The following is a 17,611-nucleotide window of genomic DNA, read 5'->3' on the forward strand; positions in this document are numbered from 1 at the left end:
GTTCCCATTCCGAACACAGAAGTTAAGCTCTCTAGCGCTGATGGTACTTGGTGGGAAACTGCCTGGGAGAGTAGGACGTAGCCACGTAATTTTTTTTATTTTTTGTCAAAAAAAACAAAAAAATTAAGTATTTCTTTTTTCATTTTGGGAAAACTAAACACAGGAATTATGGATTATCATAAAAATTTAATTCTTAAGGAGTGATATAAATGAAAAAAGTTGCTTTAGTTTTAGCTATAATCGGTGCACTTAACTGGGGAGCAATTGGTATCCTAGGAACAGATTTAATAGGTAGCATTTTCGGTGGAACATATGAAATGATAAGTAGAATAATATACTTTGTTGTGGGTCTAGCTGGATTGTATTTAATACCAAGTTTAATGTCTGATGACAGGGAATAATTTAATTTTTACTTTTTTATATTAGATACCTCATTCTAAATATTTAGAATGAGGTATTTTTATTTTATAAAAACATTAATTTGTATCTTTTTTAATGGTAAAATAGATAGGAATCAAAGTTTTTAAACAAGTAGTAACAATAGAGAAAAAGGAGTAATCTATGTTTATAATTAATGAACTAAGTGAAATTGTAAATAAAGAAGTAATATCTTTTCATATGCCTGGACACAAAAAGGGAAAAATTTATGAAAAATTAGGATATACAAATGTATTAGAAAATTTGTATAAAATGGATACAACCGAAATAATAGGTACAGATAATTTACATTCTCCTGAAGGAATTATAAAAGCCTCTCAAGAAAATACTGCAAAAGTATTTAAAAGTGATTATACATATTATTTAGTAAATGGGAGCAGTTGTGGAATCCAATCCGCAATAATGTCAGTATGTAATCCTAAAAGTAAAATAATTGTAAATAGAGACTGTCACCAATCAGTTATAAATGGATGTATTTTGGGTGATGTAGATATAGAATATATTCCTTGCGAGATAAGCAAAGATACTAATATTTTAAAAGGTGTGAATGTAATAAATGTAATTGATATAATAGATAAAAACTTAGATGCAAAAGCAATATTGCTTACATATCCTACATACTATGGAGTGACATATGATTTAGAATATATCTGTAATTACGCACATAGCAAAAATATGGTAGTAATAGTAGACGAAGCACATGGTGCACATTTAGGACTTAGTGAGAAACTTCCTAAAACAGCTCTTGAGCAAGGTGCAGATATAGTTATACAAAGTACTCATAAAACACTTCCATCTTTTACTCAATCATCAATGATACATGTAAAGGAAGAGAGTGTTGACTTAGATAAAATTTCAAATATGTTAAGAATTACTGAGTCTTCAAGTCCTTCCTATTTATTATTATCTTCACTAGAATTAGCAGTAGATATATATGAAGATAAAGGCAAGGAATTAATGGAAGAGCTTTTAAATAATATCCACATTTTCAAAAATAATGTTAATAAAAATCTTGAAATATATAGTACAAATGATAAAACAAAAGTATTCATATCTGCTAAAAATATAGGATTAACAGGATATGAATTAGAAAATATCTTAAGAAAAAAATATAGTATACAAGTAGAGTTATCTAATTATTATGGCGTTCTATTAATCTGTACAATAGGAAATAGTACTCAAGATTTCATTAGTTTAGAAACTGCATTAGATGATATTGTAGTAAAAGAATTTAAATCTATAAAACTAGATAATATAAAATATCCTGTTGATATTCCACAGAAAATATTAACACCTAGAGAAGCATTTTATAAAACTAAAAAAAGTGTTAAAATATATGACAGCATAGGTAAAATATGTGGTGAATCTATAGTGCCATATCCACCAGGGATAAATATAATATCTCCTGGCGAAATAATAAGTAAAGAAATAATAGATTATTTAAAGTTTTGTAGCTCTAAAGGTATGGTTATAAGTGGACTTAAAGATATAACTTTAAATTTTATAGAAATAATAGATTTAGAACATATATAAAAAGTAGGATTACTATAAAAAATATATAGAATATTTATATATAAATTTATCTGAGTAATATACTAAAATAGGCAAAATGTTTAGATGGAGGATATCAAAATGAGAGGTAAGTTAATAATTATAGAGAGTGGTTCAGATGCGAGTGGAAAGGCAACTCAAACAAAAAAATTATATGAAAGACTAAAAAAAGAAGGCTATATGATTAAGAAGGTAGAATATCCAAATTATGAGTCTCAATCATCTGCTTTGGTAAAAATGTATTTAAGAGGGGATTTTGGAAAAAATGCTTCAGATGTAGACCCATATATAGCATCAACTTTTTTTACAGCGGATAGATATGCATCATTTAAAACCGATTGGGAGGAATTTTATAATAAAGGTGGAATAATTATCGCTGATAGATATACAACCTCTAATATGGTGCACCAGGCTTCTAAAATGGATATTGGTGATAGAGAGGAATATCTTAACTGGTTGGCTGATTATGAATTTAATTTATTTAAAATACCTCAACCTGATTGTGTTGTATTTTTAGATGTTCCTATTGAGTTTAGTGAAAAACTTATGGAGAATAGAAAAAACAAAATTACAGGAGAAAAAGAGAAAGATATTCATGAAAGTGATATAGAGTATTTAGAGAAATCTTATAACAATGCTCTATATATAGCAGATAAATATGATTGGAAAAAGATAAATTGTGTTTCAAATAATAAATTAAGAAGTATTGAAAGTATACATAATGAAATTTATGAAATAGTTCTTGATTCAATAAAATCTATGGAGAGATAAATATGTATTTTGAAAATATTATAGGACAAGATTTTGCAAAAAAATATTTAATAAATTCTATAAATAAAAATAAACTTAATAATGCGTATATGTTTGAAGGAATAGATGGAATAGGAAAAAAGAAATTTGCTGATGAGCTATCAAAATTGTTACTTGACTATGTAAATCTAGAAAATAGTCCAGACTATGTACTTATAAATCCAGATGGAAATAGTATAAAAATAGCTCAAATTAGAAACTTACAATCAGATATAGTAGTACGACCTCATAAGGACTATAAAATATATATAATAAATAATGCTGAAAAGATGACTGTAGAAGCTCAAAACGCCCTTTTAAAGACATTAGAGGAACCTCCAAGTTATGCTATAATAATTTTAGTCACAAATAATAAAGAATCATTATTAGAAACTATAAAATCTAGATGTGACATAATAAAGTTTTCGCCTATACCAATAGCAGATTTAAAAACTTATTTAATAAATAAAGGCATAGAAGAGGAAAGGGCTCAAATATTGGCTACTTTTTCAAGAGGGAGTATTGAAAATGCTTTAGATTTATCTCAGTCGGCTGAGTTTTCAGTAATGAGGGAGGATATACAACAATATATCCAAATAATGTTAGATAAAAATATAGTAGAAATTCTAAATATACCAAATAACATGGAGAAATACAGAAATCAGATTATAAGTTTATTGGATATTATGATAAACTATTTTAGAGACATTATCTTATTAAAAGAAAATGTAAATAGAGATATGTTAATAAATATAGATAAACTAGTTTTTATCCAAAATATGAGTGGAAAAATTAGTTATTCTCAATTATCCAAAATTATTGATATAATAGAAGGTACAAAGACTAAAATTAAAAGTAATTGTAATTTCAATATAAGCATACAAGTTATGTCTTTAAATATATACGAGGTGATTAAATGATAAAAATAGTAGGAATTAGGTTTAAAAGTGCGGGGAAAATATATTATTTTGACCCTGTTGATTTTAATATAGAGCAAGACATGGATGTAGTTGTAGAAACTGCAAGAGGTTTAGAGTATGGTAAAGTAGTGGTTGGGCCAAAAGAAATGGACGAGAGCGAATTAGTTTCTCCTTTAAAGCCAATTATAAGAATAGCTACAGAAGAAGATAAGAAAATATATTTAGAAAATAAGGAAAAAGCAAAAGAGACTTTTGAATTATGCCAACAAAAGATAAAAGAACATGAGTTAACAATGTTTTTAATAGATTGCGAATATACATTTGATAGAAATAAATTGATTTTTTACTTTACAGCAGAAGGTAGAATAGATTTTAGAGAATTAGTAAAAGATTTAGCTGCTATATTTAAGACTAGAATAGAACTTAGACAAATCGGTGTTAGAGATGAGGCAAAGTCTATAGGAGGTCTAGGACCTTGTGGTAGAAAGCTTTGTTGTTCTTCTTGGTTAGGTGATTTTCAACCAGTTTCAATAAAAATGGCAAAAGACCAAAGCTTATCTTTAAATCCAACAAAGATATCTGGTATATGTGGGAGACTATTCTGTTGTTTAAAGTATGAGCATGATGTATATAGTGAAGCAATAGAAAAAATGCCTGTTGTAGGTGCATTGGTGCAATCAGATGATGGAAAAGGAAAAGTTGTAGAGGTAAATCCTTTGTTAGAACAAATCAAAGTGGAATTCCAAGACAAAACAGTAAAAATATATACGAGAGAAGATATAAAAATACTTAGAGAGCCTAAAAAGTGTGAGGGCTGTGGTGGTAAATGCAAAGGTAATGATGGATTAGATGAAGCCACATTAAAGGAGTTAAAGAAATTAGAAGATTAAATTTAAGGTAGGACTTCTCCTACCTTTTTTAAAGCAATTAATGCTTAAAGCTACTAATGTTTGAGGAGAGTTATATATGAGTATACAATTAAAAGATTCAGAGAGAATCGACGATTTACAATTAAAAGGTCTTAAAATTATACAAGATACTAATGGGTTTTGTTTTGGTATAGACGCAGTCTTATTAGCTAATTTTGCAAAAGTAAAAAAAGATGCTAAAGTTGTTGATTTAGGCACTGGTACAGGAATTATACCAGTTCTAATTGCAGGCAAAAGTGAAGCTAAAAAAATTATTGGTGTAGAAATACAAGAAGACGTATATGAAATGGCAACTCGTTCTATAAAACTAAACAATTTGGAAGAAAGAGTTGAGATTATAAATGGAGATATAAAGTCGATAGACAAAGTTTTGGAAGTTAATGGCTATCATGTAGTTACATCAAATCCTCCATACATGCATATTGATGGTATAAAAAATCCAAATGATAAAAAAGCAATATCAAGACATGAAGTAAAGTGTAATCTAGAGGATGTAATAAAGACCGCATCCAGATTGGTTATGCCTAGAGGTAAATTTTTCATGATACATAGACCAACAAGATTGGTTGATATAATAACTTTAGGGAGAAAATACAGATTAGAACCAAAAGTTATCCAGTTTGTTCATCCAAGACCTAAAAAAGCACCTAATTTGGTTTTGGTTCAATTTGTAAAAGATGGCAGACCAGAGCTTAAGATATTAGACCCACTATATGTCTATGGAGAAGATGGTAATTATACAGAAGAATTAAAATCAATATATAATAATGAAGATATAGGAGAGTTATAGATGAGTGGAAAATTGTACATATGTCCAACACCAATAGGAAATCTAGAGGATATAACGTATAGGACTTTAAGAATATTAAAAGAAGTAGATTTAATTGCAGCAGAAGATACAAGACACAGTATAAAGCTTTTAAATCATTTTGAAATCTCAAAACCTTTGACTAGCTATCATGAGCATAATAAAGATTCAAAAGGTGATTATTTAATGAATAAATTAATTGATGGAGAAAACATAGCTTTGATAAGTGATGCAGGTATGCCTGGTATATCTGACCCAGGAGAAGAGATAATAAGACAAGCTATACAAAATAATATAGAGATAGAAGTATTACCAGGAGCAACAGCATTTGTAACAGCTTTGGTTGGTTCTGGTATGGATACACATAAATTTGTTTTTGAAGGTTTTTTGGATAGAGATAAAAAAGTTAGAAGAGAACAACTAGAAGAAATAAAAGAGGAAAGCAGAACTATAATTTTTTATGAATCACCACATAGATTGAAGGATACACTAAAAGATATGCTTAAAATTCTTGGAAATAGAAAAATTTCTGTAAATAGAGAGCTCACAAAAAAATATCAAGAGATAATAAGAGAAGATATAGAAACTGTCATAAAAATATTTGAGGAAAAGGAAGTAAGAGGAGAGTTCGTATTAATAGTAGAAGGTTTTTATGGTGAAAAATCAGAAAAAAAAGATTACGATGATCTTACAGATAGAGAATATGTTTTAAAGTTAATCGAAAGTGGTATGAACAAAAAAGATGCAATAAAAGTAGTTTGTAAAGATAGAAAATTAAAGAAGGATGTTGTTTATAAACAAGTTCTGGATTTATAAAACCTGAATCTGAGGTGATTTTATGGAAATAGGAAAAATTATAATAGAGAGTTTAAAAAGGCAAGATACACATAAAACGTTTATAGAGTTGGATAAAAAGAATGAGCTAGAAAAAGTAATCCCTAAAGTAAAAGCAATGAAATCTGTAGGAGAATGTAAATATCATGTTGTTAACTGTTTTGAACATTCTATAAATGCATTAAAAGAATTAGAAGTAGTGCTAAATGACAAAGAATTTTTTCCAAATCATTTAAGAGAACATGTGTCAAATTATTTGAATTTATATGTTGAGGATGGAATAAATAAGTTACAAGCATTAAAGTTAGGAATATTTTTACATGATGTAGGAAAGCCAGATAGTGTAACTTTAGATGAAACAGGTAGAGTTCATTTTACAAATCATGAAAAAATAGGTGCACAAATAGTAAATAATATGGGTACAAATTTAGAGTTATCAACACAGACATATAAACTTATAAGTAAGTATGTAAGATATCATATGATACTTTTATCTTTATATAAGAAAAATGATTTGAGTAAAAAAGAATTAGCTAATGTATTTAATTTAGTAGATGAAGATACTATCGGTATAATATTACTTGGATATGCAGATATAGTGTCCACTATAAAACTATTAGAGAAGAACGAAGAAGTAGGCGTATTAAAGACCTATATGGAATATATTCTAACAAATTACTTATATAAGAGTAATTATACAAATGTATAAAGTTAGTTAATATAATTTAAGGCTTAGACAGTTGATTTAAATTTAGAATGTACAAACTTTAAAAACCTAAAAGAAGTTGTCTTTAATAGAATTAAAAGACAACTTTTTTTACATCAAAACTTAAAATTTTATTAGAAATATCTAATGATGTATCAGCGAATAAACCATTAATGTTCAATTTATCTTACAATATTGATTTTGCCTGTATCGGTGTTGATAATATAACAGAGGTCTTGGTAGAACCTATTTTCTTTATAGTATCAATCACATTTTCTAATTCATACATATCTTTTACAATAACTTTTAAAAGTAAGCAATCATCACCTGTTATGTGGTGACATTCTACAATCCTAGGGTCCTTTCCAGCAGACTCAATGAATTCTGTATATCCATTACTTGGAAGAGATATGTGAATAAATGCTTTTATAACTCTACCTAATGAATCTGGATTAACAATTGCTTTATATCCTTCTATCACACCAGATTCTTCTAATCTCTTGACTCTTTCTGAAACTGCAGGAGAAGTTAAACCAACTATTTTTCCTAAGTCCTTCATAGAAATTCTCCCATCATCCTGTAAAATTTCTATGATTCTGTAATCTGTAACATCCATAAATAAACAGTCCCCCTTAAATAAAAATAATTAATGCCTATAAAACTTTTTTAGAATCTATCATTTTTGTTTTTAAATACCAAAGATCTCTAGATAAATCAACCTTGTAAATGTGTGGATTCGAAAGTCTTTTGTATTGTTCCCAGATAGTACTTAATTCATATTGTACATGATTTCTTATTTCAAGAACAGCTTTTTTATTATATTTACATACACCTTTTATGTACAATGGCTTAAGAAGCTCTTTAATTTTGTAATTTGTAAAGACCTTTGTTTTCCAAGTATAAGTAGGATGGAAGATTTCTAAAGGTTTAGATTCATCTATAATTTCATCATGTAACATAATTAAATCTGCTTCTGCTTTATTGTCTTCGTTATATATTCTTATAACTTTCTTGTAACCAGGATTATTTATTTTTTCTGGATTCTCAGAAATTTTTATCTTAGGTTCAAGAGTACCTTTTTCACAAGATGCAGCTAATTTGTAAACTCCTCCAAGAGAAGGTGAATCGAAAGAAGTAATAAGCTTTGTGCCTACTCCCCACGAATTTATAGTAGCTCCTTCTGCCTTAAGTGATGCTATAGTGTATTCATCAAGGTCATTAGATGCAGTTATACTAATATCTGAAAAACCAGCACTATCTAGTTGCTTCTTTGCTTCTTTAGATAGATAAGCTAAGTCTCCAGAATCTAGTCTTATACCCATAGGTTTATATCCTTTTTCAGAAATATTTTTGAAGACTTTTATTGCGTTAGGTATACCACTATTTAATACATCATAAGTATCCACAAGTAGTAGGCATTTATCTGGATAAACATCAGCATATGCTTGGAATGCTTCAAGCTCAGTATCAAATTTTTGTACCCAACTATGAGCATGTGTACCAATTATAGGAACATCAAACATCTTTCCAGCTAATACGTTTGCAGTTCCAGAACAGCCCCCAATTACAGCAGCTCTAGCTCCATATATACCTGCATCTGGACCTTGTGCACGACGTAATCCAAATTCAAGTACAGTGTCTCCTTGAGCTGCAAAGCAAACTCTAGATGCTTTCGTAGCAATAAGAGATTGAAAATTGACTATTGTCAACAATGCTGTTTCAATAAGTTGAGCTTGATACAAGGGTGCTTTAACAGTAATCAATGGCTCATTAGGAAACATTATAGTCCCTTCTTCAACAGCGTAAATATCTCCTGTAAACTTAAACTCTTTCAAAAATTTCAAAAATTTATCAGAAAATAAATTTAAGCTTTTTAAGTACTCCAAATCTTCATCTGAAAAATGAAGGTTATCTATGTATTCAACAACCTGATCAATACCACAAACTATAGTATACCCTCCATCACAAGCGTTTTTTCTAAAAAACATATCGAATACAACAATGTCTTCGTGAATATTTTTTTCAAAATAGCCATTTAACATAGTAAGCTGATATAAATCAGTAAGAAGTGTTAAATTTCTCATTATTTCTCTCCTTAATTATTATTAAATATTAAAAATTATAAAAACTCCCACACTTATACTAAAACATAATATAGTACAACTTTCAAGTATAAAGTATTACCTAACTATCATAAAATTATTTAAAGAGGAGGTTGATTATAATAGGAAAAATATGGTTTTACATGGTATCAATAGGAATAATAGGAAGTTTGATTTCTAAAAATATGGGAGAATTAAATAAAGTCATATTGAACGAAACATCAAAAGGTATAGAATTTGCAATAAGTCTAGCTGGTATTATGGCACTATGGATGGGTGTAATGAATATTGCAAAAGAGTCGGGCTTGATTGAAAAAATAGGTGAGAAATTAAATCCTATAATGAGAAGATTGTTTCCTTCTATTCCAAAAGGTCACAAAGCAATGTCTTATATAGTTATGAATATCGCCTTGAACATGTTGGGTGCTGGAAATGGTGCAACAGCATTTGGTTTAAAAGCAATGAGTGAGCTTCAGACTCTAAACAACAAAAAAGATACAGCTACTAATGATATGATTATGTTTATGGTAATAAACATATCATCTATACAGATAATTCCATTTACTATAATTAAATTAAGAATGGACATGGGAGCTCAAAACCCAAGTGAAATAATTTTTACAACTTTATTTGCAACCATAATATCTACAGCAATAGCAATAATAACATGTAAACTTTTTCAAAGAAGATATAGATAAAGGAGATGTAGATGTATGGAAGTATTTTCAAACTTACTTATACCAATAATAATTTTGTACATAGTAGTTTATGGTAAATATAAAAAAATAGATGTATATGATAGTTTTGTAAAAGGAGCAATTGATGGTTTAAAGGCGGCATGGGATATTTTACCTTATATAATAGGTATATTTTTAGCAATAGGAATATTTAAAACTGGTAAAGGTCTTGATATGTTAGAATGGCTATTTACACCAATAGCAAATATGATGAGCATACCAAAGGAATTAATAGGTTTAATAAGTGTAAAACCTTTATCTGGAAGTGGTGCTTTGGGAATGTATAGTGAACTTGCAAATAGGGTTGGAATAGGTAGTTTAGTAGAAAAAATGGGTGCTACAATCGTAGGTTCTTCTGAGACTATTTTTTATACAATGGCAATATATTATGGAAGTTTAAAGATAAAAAATACTAGACATACATTGTCATGTGCTATGATTAGTCATGTTGCAGGAGTTATAGCAGCTGTTTTTATTTGCTATGTAATATTTGTATAATTTATTGACAATGTGGGAAAAATTTTATAATATAGTGATTATATAGAAATAAATTGTAATATGAATTACAAGCTATGAAAAGAAGAGTAGATAAAGATTTTTTCTATCAGAGAGCTAGGTTAGGTGAAAGCTAGTGTAAAAAGATTTATTGAAGATGGTCTTGGAGCTTTTTATCTGAGCGAATATGCTAGGGTAAAACGGTTGGGCACGTTATAGTCTGCTAAGGTATCTATAAGGTTGATTTCTACATTTCATGTGAAACATAACTGTTATAGATGAATTAGGGTGGTACCGTGAATAATCTCGCCCCTATGTTAAATCATAGGAGGCGATTTTTTATTATTTTAAATGAAATATTTATATGACTACGAACGATAAAAAATTAGGAGGTAAATAATATGAGCAAACCGAGTTTTTATGTAACAACACCAATATACTATCCAAGTGGAGGATTACACATAGGCCATACTTACTCAACAGTAGCGGCAGATACAATAGCTAGATTTAAACGTTTCTGTGGATATGATGTAAAGTTTTTGACAGGAACAGATGAACATGGTGAAAAGATACAAAAGAAAGCTATAGAACAAGGAATGTCAGAAATAGAATACCTTGATGGAATGATAAAGGATATAAAAGCATTATGGAATACAATGGATATATCTTATGACGATTTTATAAGAACAACAGAAAAAAGACATACAGATATAATACAAAAAATATTTACTAAATTATATGAACAAGGTGATATATACAAAGGAGAATATGAAGGTAGATACTGTACTCCTTGTGAGAGTTTTTGGACAGAATCACAGTTATTAGAAGGAAACAAATGTCCTGATTGTGGAAGAGAAACATACCTAGTAAAAGAAGAATCTTATTTCTTTAGACTATCTAAATATGAAGATAGATTAAAAGAGTTATTTAAAGACGATAGTTTCTGTTTCCCAGCTGCTAGAAAAAATGAAATGGTAGCAAATTTCCTAGATAAAGGGTTAGAAGATTTAAGTGTAACAAGAACAACTTTTGACTGGGGTATAAAAGTTCCTTTTGATGAAAAGCATGTAATCTATGTATGGGTAGATGCTTTATGTAACTATATAACAGCATTAGGATATATGACAGATAATGATGAAGAATTTAAAAAATATTGGCCTGCAAATGTTCAAATAGTAGGTAAAGAAATAGTGAGATTCCATACAATAATATGGCCAGCGCTTTTAATGGCCTTAGGTTTAGAAGTTCCAAAACAAGTATTTGGTCATGGATGGATATTGTTTGCTGATGATAAAATGAGTAAGTCAAAAGGGAATGTTGTTTATCCAGAGCCTATAATAGAAAGATATGGAATAGATACTCTTAAATACTTCTTATTAAGAGAGTTTGCATTTGGTCAAGATGGAAGTTATACTCATAGAAATTTTGTAACAAGAATAAATTATGATTTAGCAAATGATTTAGGAAACTTAGTAAGTAGAACTGTAGCAATGGTTGAAAAATACAACGCTGGTATAATACCAACAGTAAAAACTTCAACTAATTTTGATGCTGATTTAAAAGAGCAAGCTGTATCAACTAGAGAAAACTTCGAGGCTGAGATGGATAAGATGCAATTCCATGAAGCATTAGAGAGTGTATGGAAACTAGTTAGAAGAACTAATAAATATATAGATGAGACTATGCCTTGGGCGCTTGCTAAAGATGAAACTAAAAAAGATGAATTAGATACAGTTTTATATAATTTATGTGAATCTATAAGAATAATTGCAACATTAATAAATCCTATAATGAATGAAACTGCTAATAAGATATATGCACATATAGGAATAAAAGGTCAAGATGATATAACTACATGGGAAAGCACAAAGACATTTGGTCTTATTGGAGAAAATGTAAAAGTGTTTAAAGGTGAATCTTTATTCCCAAGATTAGATGTAGAAAAGGAAATAGAAGAATTAACTAAAATGTTTTCTGGGAAACCTCCAGTAGAAGAGAAACCTTTAGAGCATAAAGAAGAAATTACTATTGATGATTTGGATAAAATAGAACTTAGAGTAGGAAAAATAATAAGTTGTGAAAAGCATCCAAAAGCAAATAAATTATTAGTATCACAAGTTAAGATTGGACCAGAAACAAGACAAATAGTATCTGGAATAGCTGAATACTATAAACCAGAAGATTTAGTTGGGAAAGAGGTTACAGTAGTATGTAACTTAAAACCAGTTAAGTTAAGAGGTGTAGAATCTCAAGGTATGATATTAGCAGCAGGAGATGATGGTGACCCTTATGTTCTACCATTTACACAAGGTGCTAAGGATGGATGCGAGGTTCGCTAATAGGTAATTAAATAGTAAGGAGATAAAAAATGTTATTTGACTCACATGCACATTTAAATGATGAAAGTTTTGATGAAGATAGAGATGAGCTTATTGGTTCATTGAAAGAAAAAGGTGTAGATTTAGTTGTAAATCCAGGAGCAGATATAGAAACGTCTATAACAGCAATTGAACTATCAAAAAAATATGACTTTATATATTCAGCAGTTGGAGTACATCCACATGATGTATCAAAACTAGATGATACAGCTATAGATACTCTAAGAAAACTTGCAACTGAAAATAAAAAAGTTGTGGCTATAGGAGAAATTGGGTTAGATTATTATTATGATTATTCTCCAAGAGAAGAGCAAAAAGAGTGGTTTAAGAAGCAAATTGAGCTGGCTAATGAGTTAAAGCTTCCAATAATAATACATGATAGAGATGCACATGGAGATACTTTTGAGATAATAAAAAATACTAAGAGTCCTGAAATAGGTTGTGTGCTTCATTGTTATAGTGGTAATGTGGAATTAGCTAGAGAATATGTAAAAATGGGATGTTATATATCAATTCCAGGAACAGTTACTTTTAAAAATAATAAAAAAACTAGAGAAGTTGTAAGAGAGATACCTCTAGAAAGACTATTTATAGAAACTGATTCACCATATATGTCACCAGAACCACATAGAGGAAAAAGAAATAATCCTTCTCAAGTAGCTTTTGTTGCAGATAAGATAGCTCAAGAAAAAGAAATATCTTATGAGGAAGTGTGTAAAGTTACTAAAGAAAATGCGAAGAAGTTCTTTAATATAAAATAGACAAATTAAAAATAAAATTTGCCATATAGATATAAAAAATAATAGTTATAGATGTAGAGAAAGCATACCATTCAATTTGAATGGTATGCTTTTTTTATTTGTAATATTATAATTTTTTACTAGTTTTACAACATATTTCTTAACATTGTTAAAAAAGAATTTACAAGATATTCATTAGAATTAACTCAAATGTAATATCCATTTAACTTAGATTGTATATTATATTCTTAGAAATAAGTAAATAAAGGAAAGATTAAGGAGGCAAAATTTTGCATACAGTTGATAGTACTAAGATATTGATAAATATGAACTATGAGAAATTAGAGCAAATATATTTAATGATAAAAAATACGTCAAGCATTTCTATAATTAAAGCCCCTAGCTTAGCTACAGTGATGGTAAGAGCTAACGAAAGTGTAAAAAATACTACCTTTAATTTAGGAGAAATACTAGTTACAGAGTGTAGTGTTAAAGTGGATGAAAGCTTAGGTTATGGTATAGTTGCAGAAAATAATGAAAAAAAATCTATTTGCTTGGCAACTATAGATGCAGTTTCACATAGCAATAATAATAAATTTGATGAATTAAAGAATTTTATAAATAAAAGTATATATGAAGAAAGCTTAAGATATGAGCAAGAACTTATTAATGAATTTAGTTTAATTAATAAAACAAAAGTCCAATTCAATACTATGGACTAAGTAGGAGGAGAATCATGGTAAGTTACACGCAAGAAATATATAGAAAGTTGCTAGATAGTGCTTCATTTCCTGGGAAATTAAATAACATCAATAATATAAGTATAGAAAATAATACAAAATTATCAAATGGAGCAATTGGCATAGCAATTACTTTATTAGACCAAGAAGTTACCTTCTATATAGAAAACTGTACTAAAGAAGATATAAAAAATATAAGAGCACTTACAATGTCAAACCAAGTAAATTACAATAAATCAGATTATCTGTTTTTAGATATTAATTCAGAATTAGATATACTACAAATTAAAATAGGTTCTTTTGAATATCCTGATGAAAGTACAACTATAATACACCAAGTAAATGAACTATCAACAGATTATAAAGATAAATTCATAAGACTTTATTTAAGTGGTCCTGGTATAAAACCTAAAAAGAATTTATATATAGATGGAGTTAAACAAGAATTCTTAGAAAGATTACTTATGATAAATAAAGACTATCCGACAGGGGCAGATTTGATTTTAATAGATAATAAAGGAGAACTTGCATTTATACCAAGGTCATCAAAATTAAGTTGGGAGGTATTATAATAATGGCTTATGTGGCAGTTAAAGGTGGAGAAGAAGCTATATTACAGGCTAGAAATATACTTGAATTTTATAGAATAAAAGGAGAAAGCCTACCAATAGATGTAAAACAAATTAAAGAGCAAATGTCTTATGCTGTGGACAAAGTGATTTCTGAGGGAAGTCTATACAACAAGGAATTATCTGCATTAGCTATAAAACAGGCTCAAGGTGATATATTAGAAGCCTCTTTCTATATAAGAGCATTAAGGTCAACAATGCCTAGAGTAACTTATTCAGAACCTATAAATACAGAACAAATGAGAATAGGTAGAAGAATCTCAGCTACATTTAAAGATATACCAGGAGGTCAGTATCTTGGAGCGACTAGAGATTATGAAAATAGAATACTAAATATAGAGTTGCTTAAAGAAGATGAAGAAAAAAATAGAGATTTTAAAGCTAATTATATAAATGACTTAGAAATAGTGAATGAAATACCTAAGTTCACAAAAGTATCTAATATATTTAGAAATGAGAATTTGTTGGAAGAAGATACCTATGAAAACAAATTAGAAGAAGAAGCAATAGATGATATTACAAGAAATAGCTTAAGATTTCCAGTCTCTAGGTCAGCAAAATTGCAAGCACTTACTAGGGGTGAAAGTGGAGCAGTATCAGGGTTTGCCTATTCTATTGTAAGGGGATTTGGTGATGAACATCCATACATAAGTGAACTTAGGACAGGAGATGTATATATAAAAATAAAACATCCTATTTATGAAGATGAGCAAATAACAATAGGAGAAATGTTGGTTACTGAGTGTGAAATAGTATCAAAAGCATCACAAAGTAAGTCTGAAAATTCTAAAAACAAATCGGAAGATATAAATAAAATGTCTTTGGGATATGGCCTTTGTATGGGAAATAATGAAAATAAGGCTATATCTATGGCTATACTAGATAAATCTTTGGAACCAAATAGTGAAAAATTAGCCCAAGATGAAGAATTTGTATTACTTCATATAGATGGTATAGATTCATTAGGGTTTATATCTCACTTTAAGCTTCCTCACTATGTAGATTTTAAAGCAGATGTAGAAAGAATAAAATAGGATATGGAGGAAAATTAAGTGATATATAACTATGGTTTTTTAGATGAAAATACAAAAAAAGAAATCCGAAGAAAAATACTAAAAGCAGTCTCAATACCTGGTTATCAAGTACCTTTTGGCTCGAGAGAATTACCTATTGCTAAGGGGTGGGGTACTGGAGGACTACAATTAACACTATCCTTGCTTGGTGAAAGTGATGTAGTAAAAGTGATTGACCAGGGTAGTGACGATTCTACAAATGCTTGTAATATAAGAAATTTTATTTCAAGTGTAAGCAATGTAGAAACTACAAAAGATACATTAAAAGCTACATTGATTCAAACAAGACATAGAATACCAGAAGAAAAATTAACATCTAATCAAATAATGATATTCCAAGTACCAATACCAGAAACACTTAGAATAGTAGAACCTAGTGAAGTAGAGACAAGAAGAATGCATTCAGAAGAAGATTATAGCAGGATGTGGGTATATCTATATGAAGATATAGTTAAATTTGATGATACATCAATAGCAGCAGAGTATCCATGTAAAGTAAATGATAGATATTTAATGAATCCATCACCAATACCAAGGTTTGATATAAAGAAACTGAACATGTCAGATAACTTATTTTTATTTGGTGCAGGTAGAGAAAAGAGAATATACGCTATACCTCCATACACAAAAGTAGAACCCTTAGAATTTGATGATTATAAATTTGAAGAGGAAAAATTTGAAGGAAAACATTGTAGTTTATGTAAAAGTTCAAATACATTTTTAGATGAAGTATATGACAGTGATACTAATGAAAAGTACTATAGTTGTTCAGATACAAGTTATTGTGAAAAAGTTAGGTTAAGAAATGATGGCGTAGATGTGGCAATTGGAGGTGCTTGGAATGAGTAGTGTAAAATTAGGAGAAGACAAAAAAGTAGAAAATATAGATAAACAAGTATTAATAGGAAAACATATCAATCTTATTTATGGAGATGGATGTGAAAGGTGTTTTGAGAGTACAGGATATGAAAGTAATAATATATGTAAATATTGTGGTTCTATAGTTGCATGTAATAATGTAAATCTTGAACTTTATGAAGGAGAAGTTCTTGGTATTGTTGGAGAATCTGGCTCAGGAAAAAGTACATTGTTAAAGATATTATTTTTTCAAGAACATGCAAATAGTGGAGAAGTGTACATATCAAATTATGACAAGTGTACAAATATATTAGAACTTTCAGACCAAAAAAAGAGGTACATAAAGAATCATTTTATGGGTATTGTATATCAAAATCCCCACCTTGGTTTAAATTTGAATTTTAGTAGTGGTGGAAATATAGCAGAGAAACTATTAATGGCAAATATATATAATGTTGAGAAAATAAGAGATAGAGCTAAAGAACTTTTAGTAAAGACTAATATACCCATAGAGAGAATAGACCATAAGCCAAAATATTTTAGTGGGGGAATGCAACAAAGAGTTCAAATAGCAAAAGCACTTTCTAATAATCCTCCAATACTTTTATTAGACGAAGTTACAACAGGACTGGATGTTTCTGTACAAGCCGAGGTATTAGACTTAATAAGGGAAATACAAAGAGAACTTAAAATTTCTATGATAGTGGTATCTCATGACTTTGATGTTATAAAAATGCTTGCTGATAGGACAATTGTGATGAAAAATGGAAGTGTGATTGAATCTGGTTTAACAGATCAGATAATGGAAGACCCACAACATCCATATACTCAGCAACTTATAAATTCACTACTATAAGTAATATTTGTAAATAAGTAAAATGGGG

Annotated in this window: 19 protein-coding genes, 1 rRNA gene and 1 other annotated feature; of the genes, 18 read left to right on the top strand and 2 right to left on the bottom strand. The window is 29.0% G+C overall.

Annotation, left to right across the window (positions count from 1 at the left end):
• From rrf to KGF50_RS02310, 9 genes are all read left to right on the top strand, one after another.
• Nucleotides 1-87, top strand: a 5S ribosomal RNA gene (rrf, locus tag KGF50_RS02270); the annotation flags it as partial.
• 122 nt (nt 88-209) lie between these two features.
• Entirely contained in the window at nt 210-401 is a 192-nt protein-coding gene (locus tag KGF50_RS02275; RefSeq protein ID WP_227436395.1) for a DUF378 domain-containing protein, read from the top strand.
• Nucleotides 402-561: 160 nt separating this feature from the next.
• Nucleotides 562-1,971, top strand: a complete 1,410-nt coding sequence (locus tag KGF50_RS02280; RefSeq protein WP_227846627.1) for an aminotransferase class I/II-fold pyridoxal phosphate-dependent enzyme — start codon at nt 562-564, stop codon at nt 1,969-1,971.
• A gap of 99 nt (nt 1,972-2,070) precedes the next feature.
• A complete protein-coding gene (locus tag KGF50_RS02285) occupies nt 2,071-2,760 on the top strand; it encodes a deoxynucleoside kinase (RefSeq protein ID WP_227846628.1) in 690 nt (229 codons plus the stop codon).
• 2 nt (nt 2,761-2,762) lie between these two features.
• The gene (locus tag KGF50_RS02290; RefSeq protein WP_227846629.1) at nt 2,763-3,698 is read left to right on the top strand and encodes a DNA polymerase III subunit delta' C-terminal domain-containing protein; all 936 of its coding nucleotides are present in this window, start codon (nt 2,763-2,765) and stop codon (nt 3,696-3,698) included.
• A complete protein-coding gene (locus KGF50_RS02295; protein ID WP_227846630.1) occupies nt 3,695-4,588 on the top strand; it encodes a stage 0 sporulation family protein in 894 nt (297 codons plus the stop codon). The genes KGF50_RS02290 and KGF50_RS02295 overlap by 4 nt, the downstream gene beginning before the upstream one ends.
• Before the next feature lie 76 nt (nt 4,589-4,664).
• Nucleotides 4,665-5,417 carry a tRNA1(Val) (adenine(37)-N6)-methyltransferase gene (locus KGF50_RS02300; protein WP_227846631.1) on the top strand — a complete coding sequence of 251 codons (753 nt, stop codon included), beginning with the start codon at nt 4,665-4,667 and terminating at the stop codon, nt 5,415-5,417.
• On the top strand, nt 5,418-6,251 hold the full coding sequence (gene rsmI / locus KGF50_RS02305) for a 16S rRNA (cytidine(1402)-2'-O)-methyltransferase (RefSeq protein WP_227846632.1): 834 nt from the start codon (nt 5,418-5,420) through the stop codon (nt 6,249-6,251).
• A 22-nt stretch (nt 6,252-6,273) separates the two neighbouring features.
• Nucleotides 6,274-6,978, top strand: coding sequence for an HD domain-containing protein (locus KGF50_RS02310; protein ID WP_227846633.1), 705 nt, complete (start codon nt 6,274-6,276; stop codon nt 6,976-6,978).
• Nucleotides 6,979-7,162: 184 nt separating this feature from the next.
• On the opposite strand, the gene KGF50_RS02315 is transcribed toward KGF50_RS02310, so the two are convergent.
• Nucleotides 7,163-7,591, bottom strand: coding sequence for an Lrp/AsnC family transcriptional regulator (locus tag KGF50_RS02315; protein ID WP_021386461.1), 429 nt, complete (start codon nt 7,589-7,591; stop codon nt 7,163-7,165).
• Nucleotides 7,592-7,628: 37 nt separating this feature from the next.
• Nucleotides 7,629-9,059, bottom strand: a complete 1,431-nt coding sequence (locus tag KGF50_RS02320; RefSeq protein ID WP_227846634.1) for a nicotinate phosphoribosyltransferase — start codon at nt 9,057-9,059, stop codon at nt 7,629-7,631.
• A 131-nt stretch (nt 9,060-9,190) separates the two neighbouring features.
• Between KGF50_RS02320 and KGF50_RS02325 the strand changes: the two genes are divergently transcribed.
• The 9 genes from KGF50_RS02325 to KGF50_RS02365 all read left to right on the top strand — a co-directional run bounded on the left by KGF50_RS02325 (nt 9,191) and on the right by KGF50_RS02365 (nt 17,583).
• Entirely contained in the window at nt 9,191-9,775 is a 585-nt protein-coding gene (locus KGF50_RS02325; RefSeq protein WP_227846635.1) for a nucleoside recognition domain-containing protein, read from the top strand.
• Nucleotides 9,776-9,790: 15 nt separating this feature from the next.
• On the top strand, nt 9,791-10,312 hold the full coding sequence (locus KGF50_RS02330; protein ID WP_021386457.1) for a spore maturation protein: 522 nt from the start codon (nt 9,791-9,793) through the stop codon (nt 10,310-10,312).
• A 65-nt stretch (nt 10,313-10,377) separates the two neighbouring features.
• Nucleotides 10,378-10,626: a binding site (T-box leader), on the top strand.
• Nucleotides 10,627-10,710: 84 nt separating this feature from the next.
• On the top strand, nt 10,711-12,648 hold the full coding sequence (gene metG, locus KGF50_RS02335; RefSeq protein WP_227846636.1) for a methionine--tRNA ligase: 1,938 nt from the start codon (nt 10,711-10,713) through the stop codon (nt 12,646-12,648).
• Nucleotides 12,649-12,677: 29 nt separating this feature from the next.
• Nucleotides 12,678-13,448 carry a TatD family hydrolase gene (locus KGF50_RS02340; RefSeq protein ID WP_227846637.1) on the top strand — a complete coding sequence of 257 codons (771 nt, stop codon included), beginning with the start codon at nt 12,678-12,680 and terminating at the stop codon, nt 13,446-13,448.
• A 269-nt stretch (nt 13,449-13,717) separates the two neighbouring features.
• Nucleotides 13,718-14,149, top strand: a complete 432-nt coding sequence (phnG, locus tag KGF50_RS02345) for a phosphonate C-P lyase system protein PhnG (protein ID WP_227846638.1) — start codon at nt 13,718-13,720, stop codon at nt 14,147-14,149.
• 14 nt (nt 14,150-14,163) lie between these two features.
• Nucleotides 14,164-14,739 (top strand): phosphonate C-P lyase system protein PhnH, encoded by a 576-nt coding sequence (gene phnH, locus KGF50_RS02350; RefSeq protein WP_227846639.1) that lies wholly within the window; start codon nt 14,164-14,166, stop codon nt 14,737-14,739.
• Nucleotides 14,740-14,741: 2 nt separating this feature from the next.
• Nucleotides 14,742-15,830: a carbon-phosphorus lyase complex subunit PhnI gene (locus KGF50_RS02355; RefSeq protein WP_227846640.1), complete on the top strand. Its 1,089-nt coding sequence runs from the start codon at nt 14,742-14,744 to the stop codon at nt 15,828-15,830.
• An 18-nt stretch (nt 15,831-15,848) separates the two neighbouring features.
• Entirely contained in the window at nt 15,849-16,718 is an 870-nt protein-coding gene (locus KGF50_RS02360; RefSeq protein WP_227846641.1) for an alpha-D-ribose 1-methylphosphonate 5-phosphate C-P-lyase PhnJ, read from the top strand.
• A complete protein-coding gene (locus KGF50_RS02365) occupies nt 16,711-17,583 on the top strand; it encodes an ATP-binding cassette domain-containing protein (RefSeq protein WP_227846642.1) in 873 nt (290 codons plus the stop codon). The genes KGF50_RS02360 and KGF50_RS02365 overlap by 8 nt, the downstream gene beginning before the upstream one ends.
• Nucleotides 17,584-17,611 lie beyond the last annotated feature (28 nt).

This window comes from Clostridioides sp. ZZV15-6598, from assembly GCF_020657705.1.
GTDB classification, from domain to species: domain Bacteria; phylum Bacillota; class Clostridia; order Peptostreptococcales; family Peptostreptococcaceae; genus Clostridioides; species Clostridioides difficile_F.